Origin of the sequence: Paenibacillus sp. FSL K6-0108, assembly GCF_045040695.1 — a bacterium.
GTDB lineage: Bacteria > Bacillota > Bacilli > Paenibacillales > Paenibacillaceae > Paenibacillus > Paenibacillus pabuli_B.
Window position 1 is genome coordinate 1825222 of record NZ_CP150288.1, and the last position, 25949, is coordinate 1851170.

The 25949-nt window shown below is 47.5% G+C and carries 23 protein-coding genes; 15 read left to right on the plus strand and 8 right to left on the minus strand.

The features are described from left to right. The first annotated feature begins 24 nt into the window (after nt 1-24). Complete coding sequence (locus MHB49_RS08290; protein ID WP_405155754.1) at nt 25-1614, plus strand: cobyric acid synthase; 1590 nt, start codon at nt 25-27, stop codon at nt 1612-1614. A 128-nt stretch (nt 1615-1742) separates the two neighbouring features. Here the strand turns inward: MHB49_RS08290 and MHB49_RS08295 are convergent, their stop codons facing one another. Beyond that, nucleotides 1743-3443 (minus strand): methyl-accepting chemotaxis protein, encoded by a 1701-nt coding sequence (locus MHB49_RS08295; protein WP_405155755.1) that lies wholly within the window; start codon nt 3441-3443, stop codon nt 1743-1745. A gap of 334 nt (nt 3444-3777) precedes the next feature. Between MHB49_RS08295 and MHB49_RS08300 the strand changes: the two genes are divergently transcribed. After that, the gene (locus tag MHB49_RS08300) at nt 3778-5175 is read left to right on the plus strand and encodes an L-cystine transporter (RefSeq protein ID WP_310852273.1); all 1398 of its coding nucleotides are present in this window, start codon (nt 3778-3780) and stop codon (nt 5173-5175) included. A gap of 259 nt (nt 5176-5434) precedes the next feature. Further along, on the plus strand, nt 5435-6118 hold the full coding sequence (locus MHB49_RS08305) for a queuosine precursor transporter (RefSeq protein WP_090998920.1): 684 nt from the start codon (nt 5435-5437) through the stop codon (nt 6116-6118). 104 nt (nt 6119-6222) lie between these two features. Here the strand turns inward: MHB49_RS08305 and MHB49_RS08310 are convergent, their stop codons facing one another. After that, nucleotides 6223-7314 (minus strand): M24 family metallopeptidase, encoded by a 1092-nt coding sequence (locus MHB49_RS08310; protein WP_405155756.1) that lies wholly within the window; start codon nt 7312-7314, stop codon nt 6223-6225. A 248-nt stretch (nt 7315-7562) separates the two neighbouring features. Here MHB49_RS08310 and MHB49_RS08315 point away from each other — a divergent pair, with 248 nt between their 5' ends. Further along, nucleotides 7563-8777 (plus strand): PQQ-dependent sugar dehydrogenase, encoded by a 1215-nt coding sequence (locus MHB49_RS08315; protein ID WP_405155757.1) that lies wholly within the window; start codon nt 7563-7565, stop codon nt 8775-8777. Nucleotides 8778-8876: 99 nt separating this feature from the next. Here the strand turns inward: MHB49_RS08315 and MHB49_RS08320 are convergent, their stop codons facing one another. Both MHB49_RS08320 and MHB49_RS08325 read right to left on the minus strand, forming a co-directional pair. Then, the gene (locus tag MHB49_RS08320; protein ID WP_405155758.1) at nt 8877-9608 is read right to left on the minus strand and encodes an MBL fold metallo-hydrolase; all 732 of its coding nucleotides are present in this window, start codon (nt 9606-9608) and stop codon (nt 8877-8879) included. A 78-nt stretch (nt 9609-9686) separates the two neighbouring features. Further along, the gene (locus MHB49_RS08325) at nt 9687-10232 is read right to left on the minus strand and encodes a hypothetical protein (RefSeq protein ID WP_405155759.1); all 546 of its coding nucleotides are present in this window, start codon (nt 10230-10232) and stop codon (nt 9687-9689) included. A gap of 128 nt (nt 10233-10360) precedes the next feature. On the opposite strand from MHB49_RS08325, the gene MHB49_RS08330 reads away from it, so the two are divergent. Next, nucleotides 10361-11224 (plus strand): SDR family oxidoreductase, encoded by an 864-nt coding sequence (locus MHB49_RS08330; RefSeq protein WP_405155760.1) that lies wholly within the window; start codon nt 10361-10363, stop codon nt 11222-11224. 128 nt (nt 11225-11352) lie between these two features. Here the strand turns inward: MHB49_RS08330 and thrS are convergent, their stop codons facing one another. The 4 genes from thrS to MHB49_RS08350 form a co-directional block, all read right to left on the minus strand. Next, the gene (gene thrS, locus MHB49_RS08335) at nt 11353-13329 is read right to left on the minus strand and encodes a threonine--tRNA ligase (RefSeq protein WP_405155761.1); all 1977 of its coding nucleotides are present in this window, start codon (nt 13327-13329) and stop codon (nt 11353-11355) included. A gap of 244 nt (nt 13330-13573) precedes the next feature. After that, a complete protein-coding gene (locus MHB49_RS08340; RefSeq protein ID WP_339850174.1) occupies nt 13574-13702 on the minus strand; it encodes a hypothetical protein in 129 nt (42 codons plus the stop codon). A gap of 105 nt (nt 13703-13807) precedes the next feature. Then, nucleotides 13808-15568: a sensor histidine kinase gene (locus MHB49_RS08345; protein ID WP_405155762.1), complete on the minus strand. Its 1761-nt coding sequence runs from the start codon at nt 15566-15568 to the stop codon at nt 13808-13810. Beyond that, nucleotides 15565-16332 (minus strand): response regulator transcription factor, encoded by a 768-nt coding sequence (locus tag MHB49_RS08350; RefSeq protein WP_405155763.1) that lies wholly within the window; start codon nt 16330-16332, stop codon nt 15565-15567. The genes MHB49_RS08345 and MHB49_RS08350 overlap by 4 nt, the downstream gene beginning before the upstream one ends. 215 nt (nt 16333-16547) lie before the next feature. Here MHB49_RS08350 and MHB49_RS08355 point away from each other — a divergent pair, with 215 nt between their 5' ends. The 10 genes from MHB49_RS08355 to MHB49_RS08400 all read left to right on the plus strand — a co-directional run bounded on the left by MHB49_RS08355 (nt 16548) and on the right by MHB49_RS08400 (nt 25942). Continuing rightward, nucleotides 16548-17711, plus strand: a complete 1164-nt coding sequence (locus tag MHB49_RS08355; protein ID WP_405155764.1) for a peptidoglycan DD-metalloendopeptidase family protein — start codon at nt 16548-16550, stop codon at nt 17709-17711. Between the two features lie 171 nt (nt 17712-17882). Beyond that, the gene (locus MHB49_RS08360; RefSeq protein WP_405155765.1) at nt 17883-18386 is read left to right on the plus strand and encodes a GNAT family N-acetyltransferase; all 504 of its coding nucleotides are present in this window, start codon (nt 17883-17885) and stop codon (nt 18384-18386) included. A 220-nt stretch (nt 18387-18606) separates the two neighbouring features. Further along, nucleotides 18607-19026 (plus strand): hypothetical protein, encoded by a 420-nt coding sequence (locus MHB49_RS08365; protein WP_405155766.1) that lies wholly within the window; start codon nt 18607-18609, stop codon nt 19024-19026. Then, on the plus strand, nt 19023-20312 hold the full coding sequence (locus MHB49_RS08370) for an ammonium transporter (protein ID WP_405155767.1): 1290 nt from the start codon (nt 19023-19025) through the stop codon (nt 20310-20312). The genes MHB49_RS08365 and MHB49_RS08370 overlap by 4 nt, the downstream gene beginning before the upstream one ends. A 155-nt stretch (nt 20313-20467) precedes the next feature. Next, nucleotides 20468-21412: a YwqG family protein gene (locus MHB49_RS08375; protein WP_405155768.1), complete on the plus strand. Its 945-nt coding sequence runs from the start codon at nt 20468-20470 to the stop codon at nt 21410-21412. A gap of 183 nt (nt 21413-21595) precedes the next feature. Then, nucleotides 21596-22057, plus strand: a complete 462-nt coding sequence (locus MHB49_RS08380) for a DinB family protein (RefSeq protein WP_405155769.1) — start codon at nt 21596-21598, stop codon at nt 22055-22057. 242 nt (nt 22058-22299) lie between these two features. Further along, the gene (locus MHB49_RS08385) at nt 22300-23034 is read left to right on the plus strand and encodes a DUF2785 domain-containing protein (protein WP_405155770.1); all 735 of its coding nucleotides are present in this window, start codon (nt 22300-22302) and stop codon (nt 23032-23034) included. Between the two features lie 88 nt (nt 23035-23122). Continuing rightward, on the plus strand, nt 23123-23845 hold the full coding sequence (locus MHB49_RS08390; protein ID WP_405155771.1) for a response regulator transcription factor: 723 nt from the start codon (nt 23123-23125) through the stop codon (nt 23843-23845). A 53-nt stretch (nt 23846-23898) separates the two neighbouring features. After that, nucleotides 23899-25044, plus strand: coding sequence for a sensor histidine kinase (locus MHB49_RS08395; protein WP_405155772.1), 1146 nt, complete (start codon nt 23899-23901; stop codon nt 25042-25044). A 91-nt stretch (nt 25045-25135) separates the two neighbouring features. Then, nucleotides 25136-25942 carry a hypothetical protein gene (locus tag MHB49_RS08400; RefSeq protein WP_405155773.1) on the plus strand — a complete coding sequence of 269 codons (807 nt, stop codon included), beginning with the start codon at nt 25136-25138 and terminating at the stop codon, nt 25940-25942. Nucleotides 25943-25949: the final 7 nt, after the last annotated feature.

The following is a 25949-nucleotide window of genomic DNA, read 5'->3' on the forward strand; positions in this document are numbered from 1 at the left end:
CGCTGAGCGTGGAGGTGAGGGAACATGGAAGATACGTTTGTACAAACGTCCGAACAAACGGCGGCGGTATTAATGCTGCAAGGGACGGCATCGGATGTGGGGAAAAGCGTAATTACGACGGCCTTATGCCGAATATTCAAACAGGATGGCTTCAGGCCGGCACCGTTCAAATCACAGAATATGGCGCTGAATTCTTACGTGACGGAAGATGGCAAGGAAATCGGAAGAGCCCAGGGGGCGCAAGCCGAGGCGTGCGGTATAGAAGCGACGACGGATATGAATCCGATCCTGATCAAGCCGGTTAAGGATATGCATTCCCAGATTGTAGTACATGGTGTGCCCTTTAAACAGATGAGTGCGTGGGATTATCGACAGCATTTCCTGCCCGAAGCCAAACAAACGGTCATGGATGCACTGAATCGGTTGCGCGCGACGTATGATATCGTGCTGATGGAAGGTGCGGGCAGTCCTGCGGAGATTAATCTGAAGGATCGGGATATCGTTAACATGAATCTGGCGGGCTGGGCAGATGCTCCGGTTATTCTGATCTCGGATATTGATCGGGGCGGTGTCTTCGCCTCCATTGTAGGCACATTAGAGCTGCTTGAGCCACATGAGGTTCAGCGTGTAAAAGGATTTATCATCAACAAGTTTCGTGGAGACCTGTCCTTGCTGCAGCCTGGCTTGGACTGGCTTGAAGAACGGACAGGCATACCTGTATTGGGCGTATTGCCTTACATAACCGATATCCAGATTGAAGCGGAAGACTCCGTGGTACTGGACTCCATGCGAAATGGAAAATCCGGTCAGCAGGAGCTGGACCTGGCGGTGATTCGTTATCCGCGTATTTCCAACTTTACAGACTTTGATGCCCTTTCCCGTGAGCCGGATGTAAATGTGCGATACGTGACTTCTCCCGATGAACTGGGACATCCTGACGCTATTCTGCTTCCGGGTACGAAGGATACGATTGGAGATCTGGCATTTCTGCGAGAGTCGGGACTGGAGCAAGCGATTGCGAGCCAGACGGAGCGTGAACATGTTCAGCTTGTCGGGATATGTGGTGGATATCAGATGCTTGGTCAGCATCTCAACGATCCATATGCGGTGGAAGCCAACCAGATTCAGGAAGCCAAGGGCTTGGGATGGTTGCCATTATCGACGACCTTTCTACAGAACAAACAAACGGTAAGAGCCTCCGGTCATGTACAAGAGCATCATCCGATTCGTATACACGGGGAAGACGATGCAGCAAGCTCGTTGCCTATTGAAGGTTACGAGATTCATATGGGTGTTACCAAGTGTCATGATCCTGAACGTTTAACCCCTTTGTTCAAAATTGCGCATCCGGGAGGCCAATCCTTCAATGAAGGCTGGGGAACGAACGACGGTAAAGTGTGGGGAACGTACCTGCATGGTTTATTTGAAAGCGATCTGTTCAGGCGTTCATGGCTTAACGGTCTGCGTGAAGGAAAAGGTCTTGCTCCGCTGCTGGAGACGTACAGCGCACGTGAACGAAAGGAAATGGAGTTTGACCGTGTAGCTGAATCATTACGTTCTTCATTGGATATGCAGCGTGTATACGAGATTATGGGCCTTCAGGCACCTGAATAAAGCAAAAGAATACCCCCATGCGTGGCAACGTTCCCTTGAACCTCGAACGAAGCGGGCATGGGGGTATTTGTGTGCCTAATGTTAAAGTTTGATTCGAAAATGGAAACAATGGGTTAAAGGTATACCTGTTAGTTTATTTTGAAGTTCTTCATGGCGGCTTGCAGTTCTACCGCTTGTTCATGCAGATGGCGTACGGTATTGGAATGGGAGTCCATCTCATTCAATTGAAGATCCGCTGTAGAAGCAATCTCTTGCATGCTTTGACGGGACCTGGACGTGATCTGAGCTGTTTCTTCCACAGAAGCACTGACTTCTTCAGCTCCAGCAGATACTTGCTGGGTAGAAGCAGATACCGTCTGAATCGTCAGATTGACGTTCTGGATTAATTCGTTAAGCTGCTGGAATGCTGAACCTGCCTGTTGAACCACATGAGTACCTGATCCAATCTCTTGGGTTACGCGATTCATGGCTTCAACGGAACGTTCGGCATCCTCACGAATGGTACCCAGGTAATCGGAGATTTCCTCCGTTGCTGTCTTGGATTGTTCCGCCAGTTTGCGGACTTCACCGGCAACGACTGCGAACCCGCGTCCATGTTCTCCGGCACGTGCTGCTTCAATGGAAGCATTGAGGGAAAGCATGTTAATCTGTCTGGTAATCTCAAAAATAGATTCAACAATGGTGCCTATGGCGATCGAGCGCTCATTCATGGTTTCAACATAACGCAGAGATTCACTTGCAGTTTGACCCACACGCTCCATCTGTTGAACAGCATCCTGAGCCAGACGGTTACCGTTAACCGCTTCGTTAGCAGCATCTCCGATTTGCTCGGATACTTCGGCAGAAGAAGAGGCAATATGCATAATGCCTTGCGTAATTTCTTCCATGGCTCTTGCATTTTCAGCTGCGCTGGAAGCAATACTTACACTGCCTTTCTCGGCGCTTTCGGCAGAACGGCTGGAGTCTTTTACCATACCCGACATGGATTCAACCCGCTTGAGCAAATCGTTGGAGCCTTCCACAACTTCATTGGATGTAGAGAGGGCGCGGCTGATCATTTCTTTTAGATTATGAGTCATCGTCTGGAAGCTTGAAGCAAGCTGTGCAATCTCATCCTTGCCTTTAATCTGAAGCTCAGCAGTCAGATCTCCTTGTGAAATCTGTTTGCTATGTTGAACGAGCTTGATGATTGGCTTGGTTACACGTTTAATCATGCTTGTCGAGATGAGCCATCCGAGCACAAAGACCAATGCCGTGATACCGAGGCACAACCAGAAGATCTGTGCAATTTTGTCCTGAATGAATTGGGCATCCATGCTGACAGCCATGATCATGTTGCTTCCTGCGATTGGAATAAAGGCTGCTTTATGTACACCGAAGGAATCGGCATAAACCTCGCTGATTTCCATTTCTTTCTTTTCAGTGGCTGTATTCATTGCTGAGACTACGTTGATCTCATCTCCGGCTTTCATGCCCGAGGAGGTATTTGCAATCACAACGTTAGCTTTACCATCTTGTATGGCCACGACGTAGGCTGCGTCTAGATTATGCTCTTTGGCCTTACCAGCCAAATAGGATTCGACGGTCAGCGCTGCACCCTCGGAACCTGCGCCGCCACTTTGCACCTGCAAAATTTTGGATGCGGATGTGTTTTTGTATATATCCTGAATGGACGTATTAAGGACCTTGTCGAACTGCGGAAGTACGTAGCTTTGCATAATATTCATGGAGACGGCATAGAAACTGATACTAAACAACAGGGAAGCAACCAGCAATACGAGGAACAATGTGCCCCTGATTTTACCAGCAACGGTGCGATTTCGAAACATATAATCATCCTTTCACGTCATGTTCATTAACATTGTCGCTTTTCCGTTATTGTAAGACTAAATACCAACGAAGAAAGGCCTAATTTTCACGTTGAGAAAACTTGGGAATAAGCGGATATACCTATATTACAAAATTAACCGGAGGTTGAATACAATAATTTTCACGATTCAGTGTATTTTTTTCAGAAATAGATGAATTTATTACACGCATATTACATAATATCAATTAATACCTACCAGAATAGTTTGTTATGTGATATATTGTTGAATATCGCTTTTGAGCGAGTAGAAAACCGGGATATCCGGTTACTCACACTGAGGAGGATTTATACAAATGAATACCTTTTTAATCATTTTGAACGTCGTGGTTATGCTCGCTCTTCTGGGTGTCCTGTTCTGGATGCAGAAGAAACATGTTTCCTTTACGAAGCGTGTATTTGCGGGTTTGGGCATTGGGGTTGTATATGGCGTCATTTTGCAATTGATTTACACGTCTGATTCTGAAATTATTACCAAGTCGGTCGATTGGTTTAATCTGGCCGGTTCAGGATATGTTCGTTTGTTACAAATGGTCGTGATTCCATTGATTATGGTTTCCATTATTTCGGCCATCATGAATCTGAAAGGCAAGCAGAATCTCGGTAAAATGAGCCTTTCGATTATCGCCATCCTGCTCATCACAACGGCGATTGCCGCGAGTGTGAGTATTGTGACGAGCTTGAGCTTCAACCTGACTTCCATTGAGATCGAAGGTGGAGACAGAGAGCTTGCACAGGGGCAGAAAATGGAGGAACGTCTCGTTGACGTGAAGGACCAGACGATTCCACAGCAAGTACTGGAGTTCATTCCGTCGAATCCATTCGCGGACATGACCGGAGAGCGTCGTACTTCCACACTGGCTGTTGTTATTTTCTCGGCCTTTATCGGTGTGGCAGTACTCGGATTGGATCGCAAAAAACCACAGCAGGCGGAAACGTTCCGCGGCATGGTCAATGCGGTATATGCGGTGGTTATGAGAATCGTAACACTGGTGCTCAGGCTGACGCCTTACGGGATTTTGGCACTCATTACGAAGGTAACCGCCACAACGAACCCGGATGAGATTCTGAAGCTGATCAAATTCGTCATTGCTTCCTATGTGGCGTTGATCGTGATGTTCATCATCCACCTGATTATTATCTCACTGTTTGGATTCAATCCAATTACGTATGTGAAAAAAGTTCTGCCAACACTGATCTTTGCTTTCACATCCCGTTCAAGTGCTGCAGCGATTCCGCTTAACGTGGAGACACAAACGAAGAGACTGGGTGTATCGGACGGAATTGCGAACTTATCGGCAAGTTTCGGGGCGACCATTGGTCAAAACGGCTGCGCCGGAATCTATCCGGCCATGCTGGCGGTCATGATTGCTCCTACGGTCGGGATCGATCCGATGAGCTGGGATTTCATCATTACTCTGATTCTGGTAGTCGTAATCAGTTCATTCGGCGTAGCCGGTGTAGGCGGCGGGGCAACCTTCGCTTCCCTGATCGTGTTGTCCACGATGAACCTGCCGGTAGCTTTGGCAGGATTGCTGATCTCGGTTGAACCGCTCATCGACATGGGTCGTACGGCGCTGAACGTGAACGATTCGATGACTGCAGGTCTCGTATCCAGCAAAATTTTGAAAGAAAACGATCAGGATACATTCAATGATCAAAGCCGTGATCTGGATTCCGCTGTTCAGGTGTAATTCGGACTCATAATAGGCGGATGGCAGTTACAGCCACAAGCCAAGCGAGGCAGCCGTTCTTCGGGTTAATCCGGAGGGCGGCTTTTTGCTCTTAGCATCCTCCTAGGTATACCGTAAATATCACCTGAAGCCAGTTGGAGTTATTTAGTCCTGTTCAACCTTGGGGAAATGTGATAGAGTATTCATGTTTTGGCCCGGAGCCAAACCGCGGTTCGTAACCATCCCGCGTAATCAAAACTAGGAAGGCAGTGTATGAATTGTGTTTAATTTAGGATGGGGAGCGCTTTTTGTTCTCGTAACGTATGGATTTTTCCTTTTGTGTTACCGTTTGTTCGGTAAAAAGGGTCTTTATGCCTGGATTGGTGTGGCTACGGTTATAGCCAACATTCAGGTGACCAAAACGATAGATATCATGGGTATCGTTCTAACGCTGGGCAATACGATGTATGTCAGTATGTATCTGACCAGTGATCTGCTTAATGAGAAGTATGGACCAGCTGAGGCGCGTAAAGCCGTATGGTTCGGGTTCTTCACATTGATTATGACAACCGTGCTGATGCAGATGGTATTGTTCTTTGAACCGGCATCGACGGACTTTGCACAGGATTCGATGAAAACCTTGTTTGGTCTGCTGCCACGTTTGGCTCTCGGAAGTCTGACAGCCTATTTCATCAGTCAATTCCTGGACGTACGACTGTACACGTGGCTGCGTAAGGTTGCGCCAGGGCGAAATCAGCTGTGGATACGTACCAACGGCAGTTCGATCATCAGTTCGTTTGCGGATACGCTGGTGTTCTGTACGATTGCGTTTGCTTTCATTTATCCATGGGACGTCTGGCTTGAAATTTTCTTGACGACATACGTGATCAAATTTGTATTGACCGCGGTAGGAACGCCGTTTCTATATGCTGCACGAAGCTTTAAATTCAAGGATGAAGCCTAGACTCAACGTTAAGTTCGTCCGCAGAATGCTGAATCCAAACACAAAAGTCCCGCAAAGCCATGCATTCATGGTTTCGCGGGATTTTTTGTTACGGCCAAAAAGGATTAGTCCGTCAGAATTTGCAGCTCTTTCGGATAGGACGTTAGCACCTCAACGCCATTTTCCGTCACAAGTACATCATCCTCGATCCGCACACCGCCTGCGCCGGTTACATAAATGCCTGGCTCAATGGTGAATACCGTACCTTCCTCCAGAATGTCCATGTTCTGACCATGCAGGGAAGGATACTCATGCACGTCAATGCCCATTCCATGTCCAACTCTGTGCAGGAAGCGTTCGCCATATCCGGCTTCTTCCGTAACCTGGCGTGCTGCACGGTCAATATCCGCACAGGTGACGCCTGGCTTCACTGCACGAATGGCAGCTTCGTTTGCTGCGAGCACCGCGTTATAGATGGTTTTGAGTTCAGGCGAAATGTCACCAAAAGCAAATGTGCGCGTAATATCTGATGCATACCCACCAGCGTAGACACCCATATCAAACATCAACAGATCGCCATGCTGCAATTTGCGCTCACCCGGTGTGCCGTGTGGCAAGCCGGTTTTGGGTCCAGTGAGCACCATGGTATCGAAGGAAGGACCGTCTGCACCCAGTTTCTTCATCTGGTATTCCATTTCGGCAACCAATTCGATTTCGGTTACACCTGTACGAACGTGGGACAGTCCTTGGCGAAGTGTCTCTTCGATCAGATGAATGGCTTGGCGAATGCGAGCGACTTCATCCGGTGTTTTTTTCACACGCAAGGTGCGAAGCAGCGGGCCGACATCTTCAAAGTTGGCAACGCCCAGCGCGGCGGTCAACTGTTCATAACGTGCGACAGTTACGTACTCTTTTTCGAGACCTACGCGGCCCAGACGTCCCTGATAACGCTCAAATAACGCGTAAGGATTGTCCGTGTCTGAATGCGTGGCAATGTTGGATACCGAAGATGCGGCTGTGGCAGCTTCCTCGTCGAGTGCTGGCACAATCAAAAGTGGATCTTCGCCGCGTGCAAGAACAAGCCCGAGGAAACGCTCATGCGGATTGCTCGCAAAACCTGTTAAATAGTAAATATGTTTCGGATCTGTAATCAGCATGGCGTCCAATCCTTGCGTAGATAGACCAGCTTCCAGCCGGGATAAAGGAGTTTGATTCATGAGTGTAGTGTCCACCTTTCAGTTCGTTCTATCTTTCTATTATAGAAGAATATCGTGGAAATCCAAATGGAAGCAGCATGATGACCGGGAATTAGCGTTAATTCCCCGTTTAAGTGGTAGAAGGGAAGGGTAATACAGGGCGAAACCGCGCAGGGTTACTTACTTACTTACTTACTTACTATGGATTAGACAGTTCTTGAAACTGGGATTACACGATATAACAACGACATTAGAAGGGAGATATATTCATGAATAATCGACTAAGCGTTCCGTTGTATGCTTCGTTACTCAGTATGGCGCTATTAACAGCCTGTGCTTCGAGTGACCCGACGACAGGATCACCGCAGACGTCACAAGAACAGGGTACGGGTCAGGGACAGGGACAGACAGCAGAAGGTGGCAATAACGCTGCGAGTGGTAAGGAAGAGGAAACAGATGAGAATGCTGTCATTCCTTACGAGGCTTCCGTGCTGGTTGACGGACTCAATGTACCTTGGGAGCTGGTAAGTGTCCCTGATGGAAGGATGTTTGTAACAGAAAGACCAGGTACTATTCGGATCATCGAGAACGGAGAGCTGGCATCTGAACCCCTGATTGAATTTGCTGCTCCGTTTAATGAAGAGGGGGAAGGCGGTCTGCTCGGACTTGCGGCGGATCCGGAATTTGACAATAACGGCTATCTGTATGCATATCACTCCTATCTGGAAGGCGATGACATTGCCAATCGGGTATTGCGTTTGAAAGTGAGTGACGGGAAGGCGACTATAGATAAGGAACTGCTTAGTGACATTCCTGGCGGGGTGAATCACAATGGGGGACGGATCAAGATTGGCCCGGACCATCTGCTCTATATTACGACGGGTGAACGATATGAACCGGAGTTGGCTCAGAACGAAGATAGCTTGGGTGGCAAAATATTGCGGATTGGTCTCGACGGATCGATCCCGGAAGATAACCCTTGGCCTAATTCACCTGTGTACAGCATGGGGCATCGGAACGCACAGGGCCTGGCCTGGGACCCGGACAATGGATATCTGTATGCGACAGAGCATGGTCAGCGGAATTATGATGAAATTAACCGGATTGAATCCGGTAAGAATTATGGCTGGCCAGAGGTAGAGGGAGACGATGACGACAACGGCACATATCAGGCTCCGCTTGCGCATAGTGGAGGTGATGAAACGTGGGCTCCATCGGGTGTAGCCTTCATAGAGGAAGGGCCGTGGGCCGGGTCTTTGCTTGCTGCCAATCTGCGGGGGGAGCAGCTGCTCAAAATTACGCTCTCAGAGGATGGCACACAAGTAACACAGGTGGAGCCCATTTTTGAAGGCGAGTGGGGACGTATTCGCAATGTGACTGCCGGGGAGGGCGGGAAGTTATATGTGCTGACGAACAACCGGGATGGCAGGGGAACTCCGCGTGATGGAGATGACCAATTAATCGTTCTGACGCCTAACCCGTAACATTTACAATAGAAAAGGGGTTGTCCCGCCATGTTTATGACGTATGGGACACCCCTTTGCTTGATTATTATCGTGAATAATGTTTAGGTTCAGTACCCCTCAGTCGGCACTCTCTGCAAGTACGGCAATGCGCTTACTAGGCTCATCGGTGTACTCTCCACCATGGTAACAAAGCACCTTCTCCAGCTTCAGGCCAAGCAGTCTTTTCAAGCTGCGCAGTGCTTCGGGCATGTCCGGTGTTGCGGGTGGAGCAGGACCCACCAATTCATCATCCACCACACGCAATTCATCTGCAGCGAGCAGGAACTGTTCCTCCCGGAAGTACAGGCAGATATGTCCTGGAGTGTGTCCGGGTGTATGAATGACCTGGATGCCGCCTTGTAGAGGCAGCATGTCACCGTCCTCCAGCACTTTGGATATGTTGAACTCCGTCCGTTGTGAAATCAATTGTTCCGCCAGTTCTGCAATAGGTGCAGGAAGCAGCGCCTTGCGTTCCTCTGTGAATTTTATCATGGGCTCTTTGCCCGTGATATACGGAATCTCATCGCTATGTGCCCAGATTTCCACATCTGGAACAGCATTTACAAGAGCACCAAGATTACCAATGTGGTCTATATCGGAATGGGTTACAATAATGCGTTTGATATCAGATAGCTGAACGCCCTCATGTTCCAGTGCAGACTGAAGTTCGGCGAATTGACCGATCATGCCTGTATCCACAAGCGTAATACCATCTTCATCGCGCAGCATAACAGGGTAGATCGGGTTTTTACCCGCAGGTGTAACAATATGAAGATGTAGAACCGTAATATCCATGGATGGATTGTTCATATTGGTTTCCGGATCGAGTCCGGAGCACCTCCTTTATAGGTTAGGATCATGGTGTACTTATCATTTATCATGAATTCGTCAACTCTCTGGCTGATTATATTTCAAGTATTTTCTATACTTCTTCACCGTATCCAGGATGGATTCAAACTCTTGTTTTGCATCGTGATTTTCTCTAATGATAGAAGTATAAAAAAAGTTGGAGTGAATAAGTTTATTTCGGAGTTGAAATACTTTGGCGATATCATCTTCAACGTTTCCCATCCCCGATTTCAAGGTAATGTGCTGATTGTTCAATTCAGCTTGAAGGATCTCGATATTGGATAATGAACGGTATGCAGGAATTTTCATCAACTGGATCGAATTAAACTTTTTTTGATGAGTTCGCTGGTATAGTTGATTCAGCAGGTCTTCCATAATCGTGCATAATTCAATCGTCCATGAACTATATTTTCGCTCTTTTCGTTTTTGGATAAGCTCGCCAATCTCTTCATCGTTCCACAGTTTATCCTTTTCATACAGGGATGAGTCTATCTTTTGCTGGAGATGTTGAGCCTCCTGTTCGATTAGTGCAATTTCATGTTTCGCTTCTTTTTTCAGTTTCTTGAAGTCTTCTTTGGTTAGCATGCGTATCCTCCCTATAAGACCAATATGTGATCTTTCGATTATCTCACATTGATGTCATCCGCGCTTCAATAACAAGAAGGCGATTGCTCAAAATAAGAAGAACCTCTGGTTCAGAAGGGAAGTACCTAATGTCCATTCCAACAGCCATTGTTACGGGAGCCAACTCAGGTATGGGTCTGGCAACCACCGTTGAACTTGCAAGACAAGGGTATCGCGTGATTATGGCGTGCCGCAGTGAGAAGCGCGGACAGCAGGCGCTGGAGGAGGCGCTGCGACAGTCCGGCTCTACGGCGATTGAACTGATGCTATGTGACCTGGGGTCACTGGAGAGCATCCGTCATTTTGCCCAATCATTTCTTGAGCGTTACGACACACTTGACGTTCTCGTTAATAATGCAGGTGTTGTCATGTTGAAGCGACAAGAGACCTCCGACGGTTTCGAACAAGCCATCGGTATTAACCATCTTGGACATTTCCTTCTTACCTTACTCCTGATTGAGCCGTTGAAGTCTGCGAAGCAGGGGCGTATCGTAAATGTTTCGTCTGGTGCGTACAAAGCCGGCAAAATCCATTTCGAAGATCCTCATCTTCACAAAGGATACAATCCAATCAAAAGTTATGCTCAATCCAAGCTGGCCAACGTGTTGTTCACCCGTGTTCTCGCCCGCAAATTGGCGGATACTCGAATCACGGTCAACTGCCTTCATCCCGGTGCAGTGGGTACAAGTATTGGCGTAGACCGCAATACCGGGTTTGGCACACGCATTATGGCTTTGGTGGGTAAGCTGCCGTTTTTCCTTTCTCCAGAGGAAGGGGCCCAGACGGCCATCTATCTCGCCACAAGTCCTGAAGTCGCCGGGGTAACCGGGCGCTACTTCTATCAACGGAAGGACCAGAAATTAAAAGCTCATGCCATGGATGCCGCAGCTGCTGAACGTTTCTGGACATGGAGCGAAGAGCAGGTCGGACTCAGACCGGAAGAGGAAGTGTAGCTGCCAACGTTCAAACCGAAAGGGTGGCTATTACCAATGGTGACAGCAGTAGAGAAGCCGTTTTTCATATGAGCCTGAGCCGTCTGCCTCCAACCATAAGTTCGAGCCAATTCTCGATGAAATGTGTGCTAAGATTTCGCCTTCACAGCTTGCTGAATCAGCTCAATAAATGCTTCAATGCGCTGAATGCCTTGATCGCCCTGACCGTATGCACGGACAGATGCGGATGAGGCATTTTTCTCATGTTCTCCGAGTACGAGCGAGTAAGGTACTTTTTCCATCTGAGCTTCACGGATTTTGTAGCCGAGCTTCTCACTGCGCAAGTCTGTTTCTACCCGAATGCCGGCAGCCCGCAGCTGGCTCTGAACCTGGAGGGCATAATCTGCGTAATGATCCGACACAGGCAGCAGCTTCACCTGCACGGGAGCGAGCCAGAGTGGAAACGCACCTGCATAGTGTTCAGTCAGGATGCCGATGAACCGATCGATTGAACCATAGATGGCACGGTGGATCACGACTGGACGATGTTTCAGGCTATCCTCACCAATATAAGTGAGATCGAACTTCTCGGGCATTTGGAAATCGAGCTGTATTGTTCCGCACTGCCAGCTGCGCTTCAATGCGTCGAGAATGTGGAAGTCAATTTTCGGACCGTAAAAGGCTCCATCGCCCTCGTTAATGCGATATTTCACACCGCGCCGATCAAGTACATTTTGCAATGCTCTTTCTGCTTGATCCCACAGCTCTTCCGATCCCATAGAATCATCCGGACGAGTGGACAATTCAATTTTGTATTCAAAACCAAAGATGTCGTACATGCGTCCGATCAAGGAAATCGCCTGATTGATCTCTTCCTCAATCTGTTCTGGCATCACATAGAGATGGGCATCATCTTGACAAAAAGTCCGCACCCGCATCATGCCATTCAGAGCGCCTGAGAATTCATGGCGGTGGACCTGACCGAATTCCATCATGCGAATCGGCAGCTCGCGATAGGAATGGAGTGTATTTTTGAAAATCAACATGTGTCCCGGGCAGTTCATTGGTTTCAGTGCAAAAGTGGCATCGTCCACTTCGGAGAAATACATGTTGTCCTTATAGTGGTCCCAGTGACCGGATTGCTCCCACAGACGATTGTTCATCATGAGCGGAGTGCGAACTTCCTGATAGCCTTCCTGTAGCTGCAATTCACGGGAGAATTGCTCCAGTTCTGTACGGACAGTCATGCCTTTGGGCAGATAGAAGGGCATGCCGGGTGCTTCTTCAGAGAACATGAACAGTTCAAGCTCTTTACCCAATTTGCGGTGATCCCGTTTCTTCGCTTCCTCGAGCATGTGCAGATGTTCATCCAATTGGGCTTTGCTCGGGAAAGCAGTACCATAGATGCGCTGCAGCATTTTATTATCCGAGCTGCCGCGCCAGTATGCACCAGCCACATTCAGCAGTTTGAATGCCTTGATCCGGCCAGTGGACGGAAGATGTGGGCCGCGACAGAGATCAAAAAACTCTCCTTGATCATAAATTGAAAGCTCAGCGTCCTCTGGCAAATCCTGAATCAGTTCAAGCTTATACGGGTCCTGAATCTCTCCAAAGATACGGAGTGCTTCCTCCCGACTAACCACCCGGCGGCTAATCTTTTCATTTTCTTTTATGATTTTGTTCATTTCTTGCTCAATGGCAGCCAAATCACTGATCGATAGAGCATGTTCCAGATCGACATCGTAATAGAATCCATCTTCAATGACAGGCCCGATGCCCAGCTTCACTTGTTCCGCACCGTAGATACGTTTGAGAGCTTGTGCAAGTACATGAGCTGTGCTGTGTCGGTAACGATACAGACCTTCCGCGCTGTCCAAAGTAACGATGACGAGTTCGCAATCTTGCTCAAGCACCCAGTCGAGATCGACATTCTTACCATTTACGATTCCGCCGATAGCTTGTTTGCCCAGACTTGTGCTGATGGATGAGGCGACCGCTCCTACAGAGATGCCTGCGTCGTAGGAACGTATAGCTCCGCCTTGCAGACGAATTTCAATCGGATGCCCGGGTTGCTGTTGGTCATTCGATTGGTTGCTGGATTGGCTGTTATTACTCGGATTACTCATGTGAACCACTCTCCAATTTTGTAATTTGAAGCGCAAAAAAACACCCGTCCCGGAAAAGGGACGAGTGCGCTCAGCTCGTGGTTCCACCCTAATTTGGTTATGAATGCTCCTGAACACGACCAGCCGCCGCAAGCAAGAACATCATAACCCTCATTGGAATCCGTTATCGGGGATCAGGCGGTGAACTCTACTGACAGCTTAGTTCCGGAATTCAGGAAGAAGACCGAAAAGCTGAGGTTCGAGTTCACGGCTGCAGAGGGGTAATTCCGGTCCGTTCGCTGAAGAAGGTTTCACCAATCCCCTCTCTCTCTGGGCAGCACGCAAACGGAATCTTGTCTCTGGTCATCGCCAAATATGCAAAATCGATATCCATTGAATTGATCTTAATATCGTTGAAGTCCATATCAATATATTGGAACAGGTGTTATTGAGTGTCGATTATATAGATTGAAAATGAAAAGGTCAAGCGGAATGTTTTTTACCCCTGTTCTGATTGTCCATCCCATATTAATCGAATGACAGTACCCTCACCAGAAGTCGATTGTACTTCAATACGGCCCTTCATCGCTTCAATTAAGCCTTTTGTAACTGCCATGCCAAGCCCTGATCCGACATCGGACGTGCCTGTATCCGTCCCTCGGTAATATCGTTCAAACAGCCTCCAGACCAGTTCCGGTTCCATTCCTTGCCCGTCATCTTCAAAATGAACACTGAACGCACCAGCCTGCTTACCCGGATGCACACTAACGGTCAGAGTTGAGTCCGCTGGATTATGCAGAAGGGCGTTAGCGGTCAGATTATCCACAATACGTTCAAACGAAGGAATATGCACATGGCCGTATACCGGAACCTTCGCAGGTCGGAATACAATGCGCCCCTCACCATATAACGGGTTGCGTTCTGCACGCTGGACGAGATCATACAGTAGCGTATTCACGTCAGTTTCTTCCACAGGTGGCTGGTATCCGCCGCTGCGTAATCGGTACGTCATGGCAAGGTCATTCACAAGTCGGTCCATATACATCGATTTGTCCAGCATGATGCCCGCAAATTCTCTCACTTCTTCCGCGGACCAGCTATATTTCTGTGCTTCAAGCATATGGGCGTATCCCTGAATGGAGGACAGAGGTGTCTTGAGATCATGCGTTATTCCCGCGATCCATTCCTCACGTAGAGACTCGGTCTGTTTACGGAGCTCTTCGTCTTGTTTCAGTGTAGCGGATAATGCCTGCATGGAACGAAGCACTTCAGCATACACGTGGTATTTTCGCTTCCATTTGCCATTTCGTCGCTGGCTGCGAGGTGCGCCGCCGATGCCTTTTGGTTCTTCATAATGTCCCTGTTCCAGTCGCTGGAGCCATTGAAGCATATGCAGCATGGGGGAACCAAAACGATTGGCGTACCATAGTGCCAGCAGAATTAGCAGCATGACAATGGACAGGAGGAGAACGATGAGCGCAGGTGCCAAAATGAAATTATAGGGATTCTCATCTCCTGAAGCGGTTGGATCGATAGGTATACTGAGCATCCAGGTTGTACCATTCTGTTCATCGTAAAAGGTTGCGGTCGACATCCCATATCGATTGGGATAACGAATACGCAAAACGAGTTCCTGTATGTTGTAACTACTAGGGGCGCCCATGGCAGGTTTATTGTAAGAAGCCAGCTCTTGACCATAATCGTCCAAAATTTGCAGATAAGCACTTTTGGAACGAATAGCTTCCTCTTGTTTGGTCTTCAGGACAAGCACTCCGTCCGTGTAATGACTATCCTCACGGGCCTGATCGAGTAAGGAATTGGCCTGATTGCGTTCCCCATACAGCAAGGTGAACATCTCACCGTTTTTCTCCCGGATCAGCATGACGATCTGGTAGGGGAATGGCTTTTTGGCTTCCCAGTATGCGATCAACTCTCCGGGCTTGTATTGCTTTGGAACGTCATCCGGTGTGTTGAAATCATCAATGACATAGCCTTTCTCATCCAGAACTTGCAGCCACCCCTGATTTTTCTCGACCTGCTTAAGAAGCTTGGTATCATAGCGGATCTTACCATCGGGCATGATTTCTGCGGTATTGATCAACTGGTCAAGTCCGTTGGTAGCAAAGTCATCCACCAGACTCACTTCATTCACCTTTTGAATGACCCAATAGGTGGCTGCGGACCCCAATAGGATGATAAGAACTACTGCGCCAGCAAGCATACCGATAAACCGGGTCATTAACCTGCGACGAATACTCATGCGCGTGACACTTGGTTAGGCTGAATGAGTTTGTACCCCAGCCCCCGGACATTGACGAGAAACGCAGGGTTAGACGGGTCAGCTTCAATCCGCTCACGAATACGGTGAATATGAACCATAACGGTATTATCATCGCTGAGGGCTTCCGAACCCCATACCCGCTCATACAATTCCGATTTGGTGAAAATACGATTGGGATGCTTGCAGAAAAAGAGCAGCAACTGATAGACAAGTGCCGGACAGGTTACCGCCTGCCCCTCAACCTGCAGCTCACCAGCTTGTTCAAATACTTGAAAACGGCCAAAGTCATATACCCCTTCCTGCACGGCAGGAGATGACGAAGTTGCGTTAGAAGAGAGCGTAGTCGCCGTTGTAGCGGTCGCTATTTTGGTAGGCAAATAGCGTTTCAACAGCGATTTGATCCGGGCGACCACTTCCAGAGGATTAAAAGGTTTAACGACATAATCATCGCCGCCAACGGCGAATCCGCTTAACTTGTCATAATCGGTTGTTTTGGCAGTCAGAAAAAGTATCGGTGCATCGGTCACTTGCCGCAAAAAGGGACAGATCTCCAGTCCGCTTTTACCAGGAAGCATAATGTCCAGCACAATGCAGTGATAGGTTTTATTTTCGCAGGCGGTAATGGCTTCTTCTCCAGTCGTGACGGTGTCAATGTCAACAAATTGTTCTTTGAGCAAAACGGTTTTGAGCATATGTAAAATAGCTTGTTCATCATCTACTAGCAGAATGGAGACGTGATCCATGATGTGTAATGACCTCCTGGGCTTCCTTTGTGATAGTGCAATCATACCATCCATAAGAACAGTTTGGCGTGTGAGATATCTTAACGGAATCTTAATTATGAGCCAACGGAAGCTGTCACAATTTAACTACAAGTAAGGAAGGGTTAGATAAAGGATAAGATTCATTCTGTACACTTAACTGGAAAGTATAACGATCAATAGAAGGGGTGTTGGGGATGAAGTGGAGTATGAATAGGTTGCATGAGCCAAGAGAGATACAGGATCAACGTTCGAATTGCGGGAAGGATCAGCTGGAATCCGACTATGTTGCATCTGAGAATTTACAGAGCAGAAAAAACTGGAAGGTGCTTGCTATTGCCCTGTGTGCCTGCGTGATATTGTCTGCCTGTGGCAACGATAACTCCATTACATCCGAACAGGGGGAAAAGCAGTCGGCCGAACAGACGTCCAATACGAATGAAACGGGTAAGAATACCGAGCAGGAACAGACTTCCGGTTCAGAGGTGAGCACGATGGTAACCCCAGACAATTTCATAGATACATTAATGAATGGTTCGAAGGATGCGATCTATAGCCAGTTTTCCCCGGAAATGAAGGAAGCGATCACATTTGAACAGTTCAAAACGTCTGCCGACCAGTTTCTGCAGGGCGCAACTTCCTTTAGCCAAGTAGTGGATGCGCAAATGAACAATTTAACTGAGTATTCATGGAAGGATCAAACAGGGACCAAAGGGATTCAAGCCTATTTTTCCAAAGAAAATCAGATAGAAGGTTTGTTGATCCAGCCGCTGGAAACCCATGAAGATACGGATCAAAAGTTCACGAAAACCGCATTCCAATTTCCGATGAAGGGTGAATGGTACGTGTTCTGGGGAGGCAATGATGTGATGTCGAACTATCATTACGAGCATGAAACACAGCGCTATGCGCTGGATATCGTTCGAACCAAAGATGGTTTCAGTTTCAACGGAGATGCCAAGGTGAATGCAAGCTACTATGCTTTTGGTGAACCACTCTATGCTGCTGCGGATGGAACAGTTGTCGGAATCAAAAATGACATTCCCGATAATACACCAGGCGTTATGAACCCGGAAGAGCCAGCTGGAAATTATGTGGTCATTGATCATGGACAAGGCGAATATAGCATTACAGCACACATAAAAAAGGGAAGTGTAGCAGTCAAAAAGGGGGATAAAGTCAAGCAGGGAGATCTCATTGGAGAACTCGGCAACTCGGGGAACTCCAGTGAAGCGCATCTGCACTTCCAGGTATCGGACGGCCCTGATCTGTTCACAGCCCGTTCTATCAACATTCGTTGGGCGGATCAAGGCCAGCAGTTAACCCGGGGAAAGACCATTCAGGCATTGCCGGAGTCATAAGTATCAGGTGCCAAAGGATCGAGCGAAACCAGGCTGCGCACAGGATAGGTCGGTTCGGGCCACCAGGTCAGCATTTATTCCATCAGAGCGTTTGGGGGATGACGCGGGCTTCTGACCTCAGTTATAATACCGTCATAAGATAGATTCGATCTGGATGATGGAGGAGTAAACATGGAGCTGGATAGTGTGCAGATTGAGTATGCGTCCCGTGAGGACTTGCCAAGAATTGTGGAAATCTATAATTCCACGATTGAGAGCCGAATGGTGACGGCGGACTTGGAGCCGGTGACCGTCGAACAACGTATTCCGTGGTTTGAGGAACATTCACCGGATCACCGCCCCCTCTGGGTCATGAGGCATGAGGGACAGGTTGTAGCCTGGGCGAGTCTCAGTTCCTTTTATGGACGTCCTGCGTACAATGGAACGGTGGAAGTCAGTGTGTATGTGGATCAGCAGTGCCGGGGAATTGGGGCTGGCGGACGTTTGCTGAATACCATTTTTGCCGCTTGTCCTGCACTTGGAATCAAGACGATTCTGGGCTTTGTGTTTGGACATAATGAACCGAGTCTGGGGCTGCTGCGCAAGCATGGCTTTGAACAGTGGGGATATTACCCTGAAGTAGCTGTACTGGATGGCGTCAACCGGGATTTGGCGATTTTGGGCAAGAAAATATAAGCATGTTTCAAAATAAATGAAAACCTCCGGATCCACAATGCGTGGATTGGAGGTTATTTTTGCTTACATAACGCTGAAGTGATGAACATGAGAATGAAGTCGCTTTTTCTAAACCGATCATATCCAATCATGCCATCGCCAAAAAAGGATTGACGCTAAGTAGTGCTGGACTCTATAATCGATAACAAGTAACTTGATATGTGAGGAGTCCTGACATGGTATGTTAGTAATTGACGAGTTGTATCATCATACAGCATTGCAAATATCATCGTCCGATTTATTGTACCTTATCCAACAGCTCAAGGTCAAAAAAGAAAATGAGATCGAAACGCTCAAACATAAAATTGAACAATTCGAACAAAAAAAACGTGCGGAAGAAGTCGCATATCAATCAATGTCGACTGTACGCAAATGGTTCGCAGGGCGACCCGCATCCCATCACCAAGCGGTGGAATATATGGTTCAGGTGAAGGAACGTTTTCGCAAAATGGAGCAGATTCGGCGGCGGATACGAGAATTGGATCGCATTGCCGAACGAATCAAGCATCCGGACAGTATCGAGCGGGACGAGATTGAACTTACGCCCGAAACCATTCGGGAGATCAGGCAGCTTAGGGAAACGGAGGATGTTCAAGCATGACTTTGGAGACGTTAAGCTCCGGTATCGATACGGTCTGGGTTGTACTGAGTGCAGCCATGATTTTATTGATGGAGGGCGGATTCGCCCTGCTGGAGGCTGGATTTGTACGTTATAAAAATAGTGTGAATATTATTATGAAGGTTTTCGCTGACATTACGATTGGAACATTGATTTTCTATGCCATCGGATTCGGCTTGATGTATGGATCGGATGCCGGAGGTTTGGTAGGCATAACCGGATTTTTCCTGAATGGTGACCTGTCCCACCTGGATGTACCGGTATCACTGGAAACATTCTGGCTCTTTCAGGCCGCGTTTACCATTGCTGTCATTTCCATCGTATCGGGTGCCGTAGCCGAGCGAATTAACTTTCGCGCCTATCTGCTGTACATCATCTTGATGACGGCGATTATTTATCCGATTGGTGGACACTGGGCGTGGGGCGGCGGCTGGCTCAGCAAGCTGGGAATGCAGGATTTTGCCGGTTCAGCTGTCATTCACGCGTTGGGCGGTTTCTCTGCACTGGCCGCAGCGATCATTATTGGGCCGCGTAAAGGCAAGTACACGCCGCTTGGCGTGAGTGCCATTGCGCTTCCGAGCAATCTGCCGCTGGCATCTGTAGGTGCGTTTCTGCTGTGGTTCGGCTGGTTTGGCTTCAATGCAGGAAGTACACTCAGTGCGACTGATGTAAGGATCGGTCACATAGCTATCGTTACGATGTTATCTGCTGCTTCAGGCGGTGCGGTTACACTGCTCTACACCTTGTTCCGGTTCAACCGTTCGGATGCACCATCTGTCATTAATGGCTCTCTTGCCGGTTTGGTTGGTATTACGGCGGGGTGTGCCTTTGTTGGTGATATGGCTGCGATATTCATCGGGGCGGTATCCGGATTGCTCATGATGGTTGCAACGAATTGGCTGGACCGCAGGCAGATCGATGATCCGGTGGGTGCGTTCCCTGTTCATGCAGTATCCGGCATGTGGGGAACCATTGCCGTGGGACTGTTTGCAACCGATGGTGGCTTGTTCATGGGAGGCGGCTGGAGGCTGCTGGGTGTCCAGGCGCTCGGCCTCACGGCTCTAGTCGTTTGGGGATTTGTCATGACCTGGATCGGTCTGAAGCTGATTAGCAAGATTGTTCCTGTCCGTTCCACGGAAGAAGAGGAAGAGCTCGGCCTGGATATTAGTTATCATGGTGTAATGGCTGCACACCAGTCGCATGAATTCCTGGATGGCGAGGAGCATATTCGTGCTTTCCAGGATGGATCACCGAATCGAAATCGTTAAATATGGATTGAATGGATGATAAGGAAAGAGGCTGACACCGGATGTCAGTCTCTTTTTTTGCTAGAAGCAGGGAAAGAAGAGGTAGCGGAAGAATATACAGGGGTGAACCTGAATATGTCTCACCATAGATCTATTGTCAGAAGGGGAGGATCTGTATGATTAAACCGGAACAATGTGAACGTCTGACCAGAAAAGCCCGGAAAACTCTTGAAGAATATGGATTGGGTAGTGCTGCCGATCTGCTGTTATCTTCAAGCCGTTGGGGAATTCGTCTTGATGTATCGACAATCGATGAGTATCGCAGAACAGGAAATTCACGTGTAGGTGGAAACCCGGATCTGCCAGGTAGCATGAAATGGCCTTTGACACAGGATGGGGTGCCCATGACGTTCTTGGCCCAGTTGAATCTCGTGGACTTGACGCCATATACGCCTAATGACGGCCGTGGCAGTTTGCCGGAACGAGGCATGTTATATTTTTTCATTGGTGTGGATGAACCTGCTTATCATATTGAGCATCGTGTGATTTACGAACCGGATGCTCATAACCTGACAAGGCGAGAGCCTAATGGCGAAACCGCACTGGGTGAGGACAATTTTGTAGCGCATTCGGTAACGGTGCTGCCTAATCTCGAGTTTCCTACATATGCATACATTGATTCTCTGGCTCTGAATGCAATCGCCGCCCCGCTGTCTGATGGAGCGTTAGCCGTCGAAGGGGAGGAAGGTCTATATGACCGATACCTTGAATTTGAGTCCAGCTGGAACCATCCGAGTACGCAGAACTGGGGTGGCATGTTTGGATACCCTGACGGACAGCATCCGGATGCGGAGCATCAAGCGTTGTTGCAGATCTTACTTGGTGAAGAGTATGGTTATGACCAACAAGCTTGTGAGAAAAAGCTAACTGCTCATTACGGCGGAGATGAGGAACGGACACAACAGGAGCTTGCGGATACCTTGCTTCTATTAAAAATTGATACGCATGACGCTATCGGTTTTCAGTGGTGGGATTGTGGGGAACTGCAATTTTTCATTCGCAAGGCTGACCTGCTCGCGGGACGATTTGATCAAACGTATTGTTCGTTATATTCAAGTTGATTTTTGTGTTTATTATTTATAGAAGCAACAAAATGTCCCAAATTCCGTCTATAAGAGGAAGGAGGGACTTTTTTTGTTGGTCATGGTTGGTTTTCGAGCATTGCTGGTTTATATATAAAGGGGGGAATTCATGGTTGATTGGCGATCATACGTTCTGTATAATGGGATAAAAAGGGAGTGTTTATGTTGATTCAATCCGCATTTAAACATATTGATGTGGCGGTGACATCATTAATCAATTTATGTGACCAACTGTCGGAGCAGGATCTGGCTTTGACTCCGATCGAAGGCAAACGGCCGGTTGGAGAATTGCTTTCTCATCTATCTGTCATTTGCCGTGCAGATGTACATATTTCGGAAGGAGCCTCCGAAGAAGAAATGGCTTTGTTTTACGAGGAAAATCAGCCCAATACACTCAGTGAGATCAAGGAAGCGCTGATTGCGAATCAGATGTACCTCTACCATCGATACAGACAGTTTAATACGGAGGAATTATTACAGGTGACGGACTCCTATTGGGGCGCTTCGTACAGTCGTCTGGAGTGGCTGCTTGAGATCATGGGACATGTGTATCACCACAGGGGGCAACTGCATACGATGCTGACGCTGACTGGTATAGAGCCCAAAGTGGCATTGTTCGAATAGATAGACCCAGGTCCATAAGGCGGGATTTTGCCTGAATATAGAGCAAGATATAATAGAATACATAGAGCATTTTATCGGCTATAAGCAGCGGTTAAGCAAGGATTAGATCGACGATCCTATACGTTAATAATAGGGATTGCCGGATCAGCTACAAGTAAAGAAAACCAACGTCTCCAAATGCCATATTGTCAGTAGAAACTAAAATAGTAAATTCGGAAAATCTTCTAGTAGGGACGTGTAAAATGAGTTTAAAAGAAAAGTTGATATTAATAAAAGAGAATGGCTACCAAGCACCTCACGATACATTCCAGTTGATACAAGAAATGATGGTTAACATCGGTTCTTTGGATGCCCAACTACGTGATGACCTAATTTATACAACCTTATCCAATTGGATTCCTGATAATACTTTAACAGTAAGGGAACTAGAACAACTTCTACCCGTTGTTTTGGATAAAAAGCATTTGCTTTTTAGGCTTGGTGAAACCCATACAGACTCTGTCTTTACTCGATCATTCTCTATGCTGGTTATCCCGCTCCTCCTTATGAGGCATAGAGAGTCACCATATCTCTCAAGTGAGCATATTCATCAGATAAAAGAGAACGTGTTTTACAATGTGCAAAAAGAGCGAGATTACCGCGGGTATGACGAAGAAAAAGGTTGGGCTCATGCCATAGCCCATGCAGCAGATGCTTTAGACGAATTGGCCCAATGTTCCGAGCTGGATAAAACTGACCTTTTAACCATCCTCGATTTGGTTTACGAAAAGATGACCGTAACTGATCGAGTTTACTCCGATGGGGAAGATGAAAGAATAGTAAAATCCATAATTAGTGTTTTAAATAGAAAAATACTTAGTCAGACTTATATAGAACAATGGATTCAGCGTTTTGGTGATGTGGAGAAAGTGGATGCTGATCTCTGCCCAACAATCGAGCATACTTTATATAAAATAGAACAAGTATACTATTCCTGAGAAACAACGTTTTCTCTTCTTTCAAAGGCGATGATTTTCGCAGATTCATTTCCTAATGGTATACTTTGAACAAGCAATGATTCATGGAATGGAAAGGAATAATGCCGTGGCACAGCCAGCAACCATTCTGCTTGTGGATGATGAGCAGGATATTATTAAACTGATGGAGATTTATTTTGGCAACGAAGGGTACCGGGTTCTGACAGCCAGTGATGGGATTGAGGCGCTTGAGCAGTTGAATAAAGAGTCAATTGATCTGATTATTCTGGATGTCATGATGCCAAATATGGACGGAATTGAAGCATGCATGAAAATTCGGGAAGAGCAGAAAATGCCGATCATTATGCTGTCCGCCAAAAGCATGGATATGGATAAAATCACAGGGCTGAGCATCGGCGCTGATGATTATGTGACCAAGCCGTTTAACCCGCTTGAACTTGTGGCACGGGCAAAGTCACAGCTTCGCAGGTATCATACCTTCAATGAGGGCCGGGAGAACAAGGAGCATGAGTGGGTGATTGACGATCTGGTCATCAACACGGATACGCATGAGGTGTGGGTGGATGAGCAGCCTGTTCGCCTGACTCCCCGTGAATTTGCTGTTCTGGAGCTCCTGGCACGCCATCAAGGCTCTGTGCTTAGTATGGAGCAGATCTACAGGCAGGTCTGGAATGAAGAGTTTATGGAGTCCAACAACACCGTCATGGTGCATATCCGCAAGATTCGTGAGAAAATCGAACTCGACAGCAAACATCCCAAGTTCATACAGACGGTATGGGGTGTTGGATATAAGATGATCAAACCACAATAAGCAAGTGCGTCTATAAGGTTGTTGGATATAGAGCGTGAGCAGGGAGTTCCGAGATGAATTCAAAATTAATTAACACAGTAAGGTGGAAATTTATCTACGCATTTCTGCTGAGTGGCATTTTGACGGCGGCTATTTTGTATGGGGGCAGCAAAGTGGTACACTCCATTCTGGCGGCTCAGACCTATCCTGATTATTCGATCCCTGCAAGGGGCATCAGATGGCTGGTGAACAATATCGGGTCGGTGCCATTAATGATAATGGTTGGTGTACTTGGCTTTGTGCTGTTCTTTTTCCTGTTTACGCGCAGGGTGATGCTGGTTCTGGACGAGATAACGGCGGGGATTCAGGAAGTTGCCAAAGGAGAGCTGTCTCATCGGATTGAGGTGAAGACATCGGATGAATTTGGCGTTGTGGCTGCCAGTATTAATCAGATGGCTGAACAATTACAGTTGTCATTGCAGGAGGAGCGTAGTGCTGTCGCTGCAAAAAATGATTTGATAACGGGCATTTCTCATGATTTGAGGACTCCGCTAACCTCCATTCTTGGATTTTTGGAGTACATCGAGAAGGATCGGTACCAGGATGAAATTGAGATGCGCTATTACGTGAGTATAGCGTACGAGAAATCCTTAACATTAAGGAAGCTGATCGACGATTTGTTCGAATATACTCGTGTCAGTGGTGGAATCCTGCCCTTGTCATTGACTTCCTTGAACCTGAACCCGTTTCTGATGCAGCTTGCAGAAGAATTCGCTCCGATGCTGGAAGAAGCGGGCATGACATACCAGATCATTGGCGGACAAGAGCCTTTGTGGATTCAAGCCGCTCCAGGCGAGCTTGTTCGTGCATATGAGAACCTGTTCAGTAACGCGATCCGTTATGGAGCACAGGGAAAGGTGATGGAAATCGCGTTGTCTCTTGAAGGGGAAGAAGCCGTGGTGCGCATTAGCAATTATGGTGAACCGATTCCGGCGCAGGATTTGCCGCATCTATTCGATCGATTCTATCGGGTCGACAAATCCCGCTCTCGTGATACGGGCGGGACCGGACTGGGGTTGGCTATTGCCAAATCCATGATTGAATTACATCACGGGAGTATTGCTGCATATAGTGAACAAGGCAGAACCGATTTTGTTACGCGTTTTCCAGTCGTTGCTCCTCCGATGAACAGAAATCAAGAGGAACAGTTAAGAAAATGATAAGAAGTTACCCACTTCCTTATTAAGAAATATTCGGTATTCTTAACCTCAATCGTATACATGATCTGCAAAATTGAGGAGGATGCCGAATATGAGATTATTTTTACGTACAGTCAGACTGAGATACATATATATCTGTGGAGCGAGCGCAATACTTAGCGCAGCGCTCCTATTTGTCGTTTATCACATGTTACGTTTTGCCCACCAACATATTCTATCTGAGACAACAGGTTTAACTCGCGTTATGTATTGGATGATCAACCACATCGGTACAACGCCATTGATTATTTTCATCGGGGGTGGTCTGTTTTCTTTATTTTTTTGGATTCGATCCCAGAAGATTGCGGATGACCTCAAGGTGATTGGTCATGGAACTTATGAACTGGCACATGGCCGAATTCCAGCACAGATTGAAGTGATGAACGGCGGAGAACTGCGGCAGATTGCTGCCGATCTGAATGAAGTTGCCATACGTATACAAACAGAGCGGATAAACAATTCAGACTATAACTGGATAGATCGAGAACCGAGAGGGGAAGATTGGATCAGTTCTGGTGTGCATGGTGATGAAAGTAGCCGGCCACAAATAACCCAACAAATGGTATTAGAAAGCGAGAAAAACCATAAGAAATACATACAGGAGGAGTTGAATGGATCACCATTACCATCTGGTCGCATAAGTGCTGATCTTCCGATTAAACTTACACTCTACGGTGTCCGTTCCTCGCTGGATACGATTATGGAGGGACACTGCCGTGATGAAGCTGAGATTCAGCACTGGGTCAGGCTGGCGTATGAACAGACGTTAAGGCTGGAGCTTGCCCTGGATTCCATGGAAATGAAGTCACAGGAACATTCAGGCTCCATTCCACATGTCTTCAGGGAGCATGAATGTTGAGATCCAA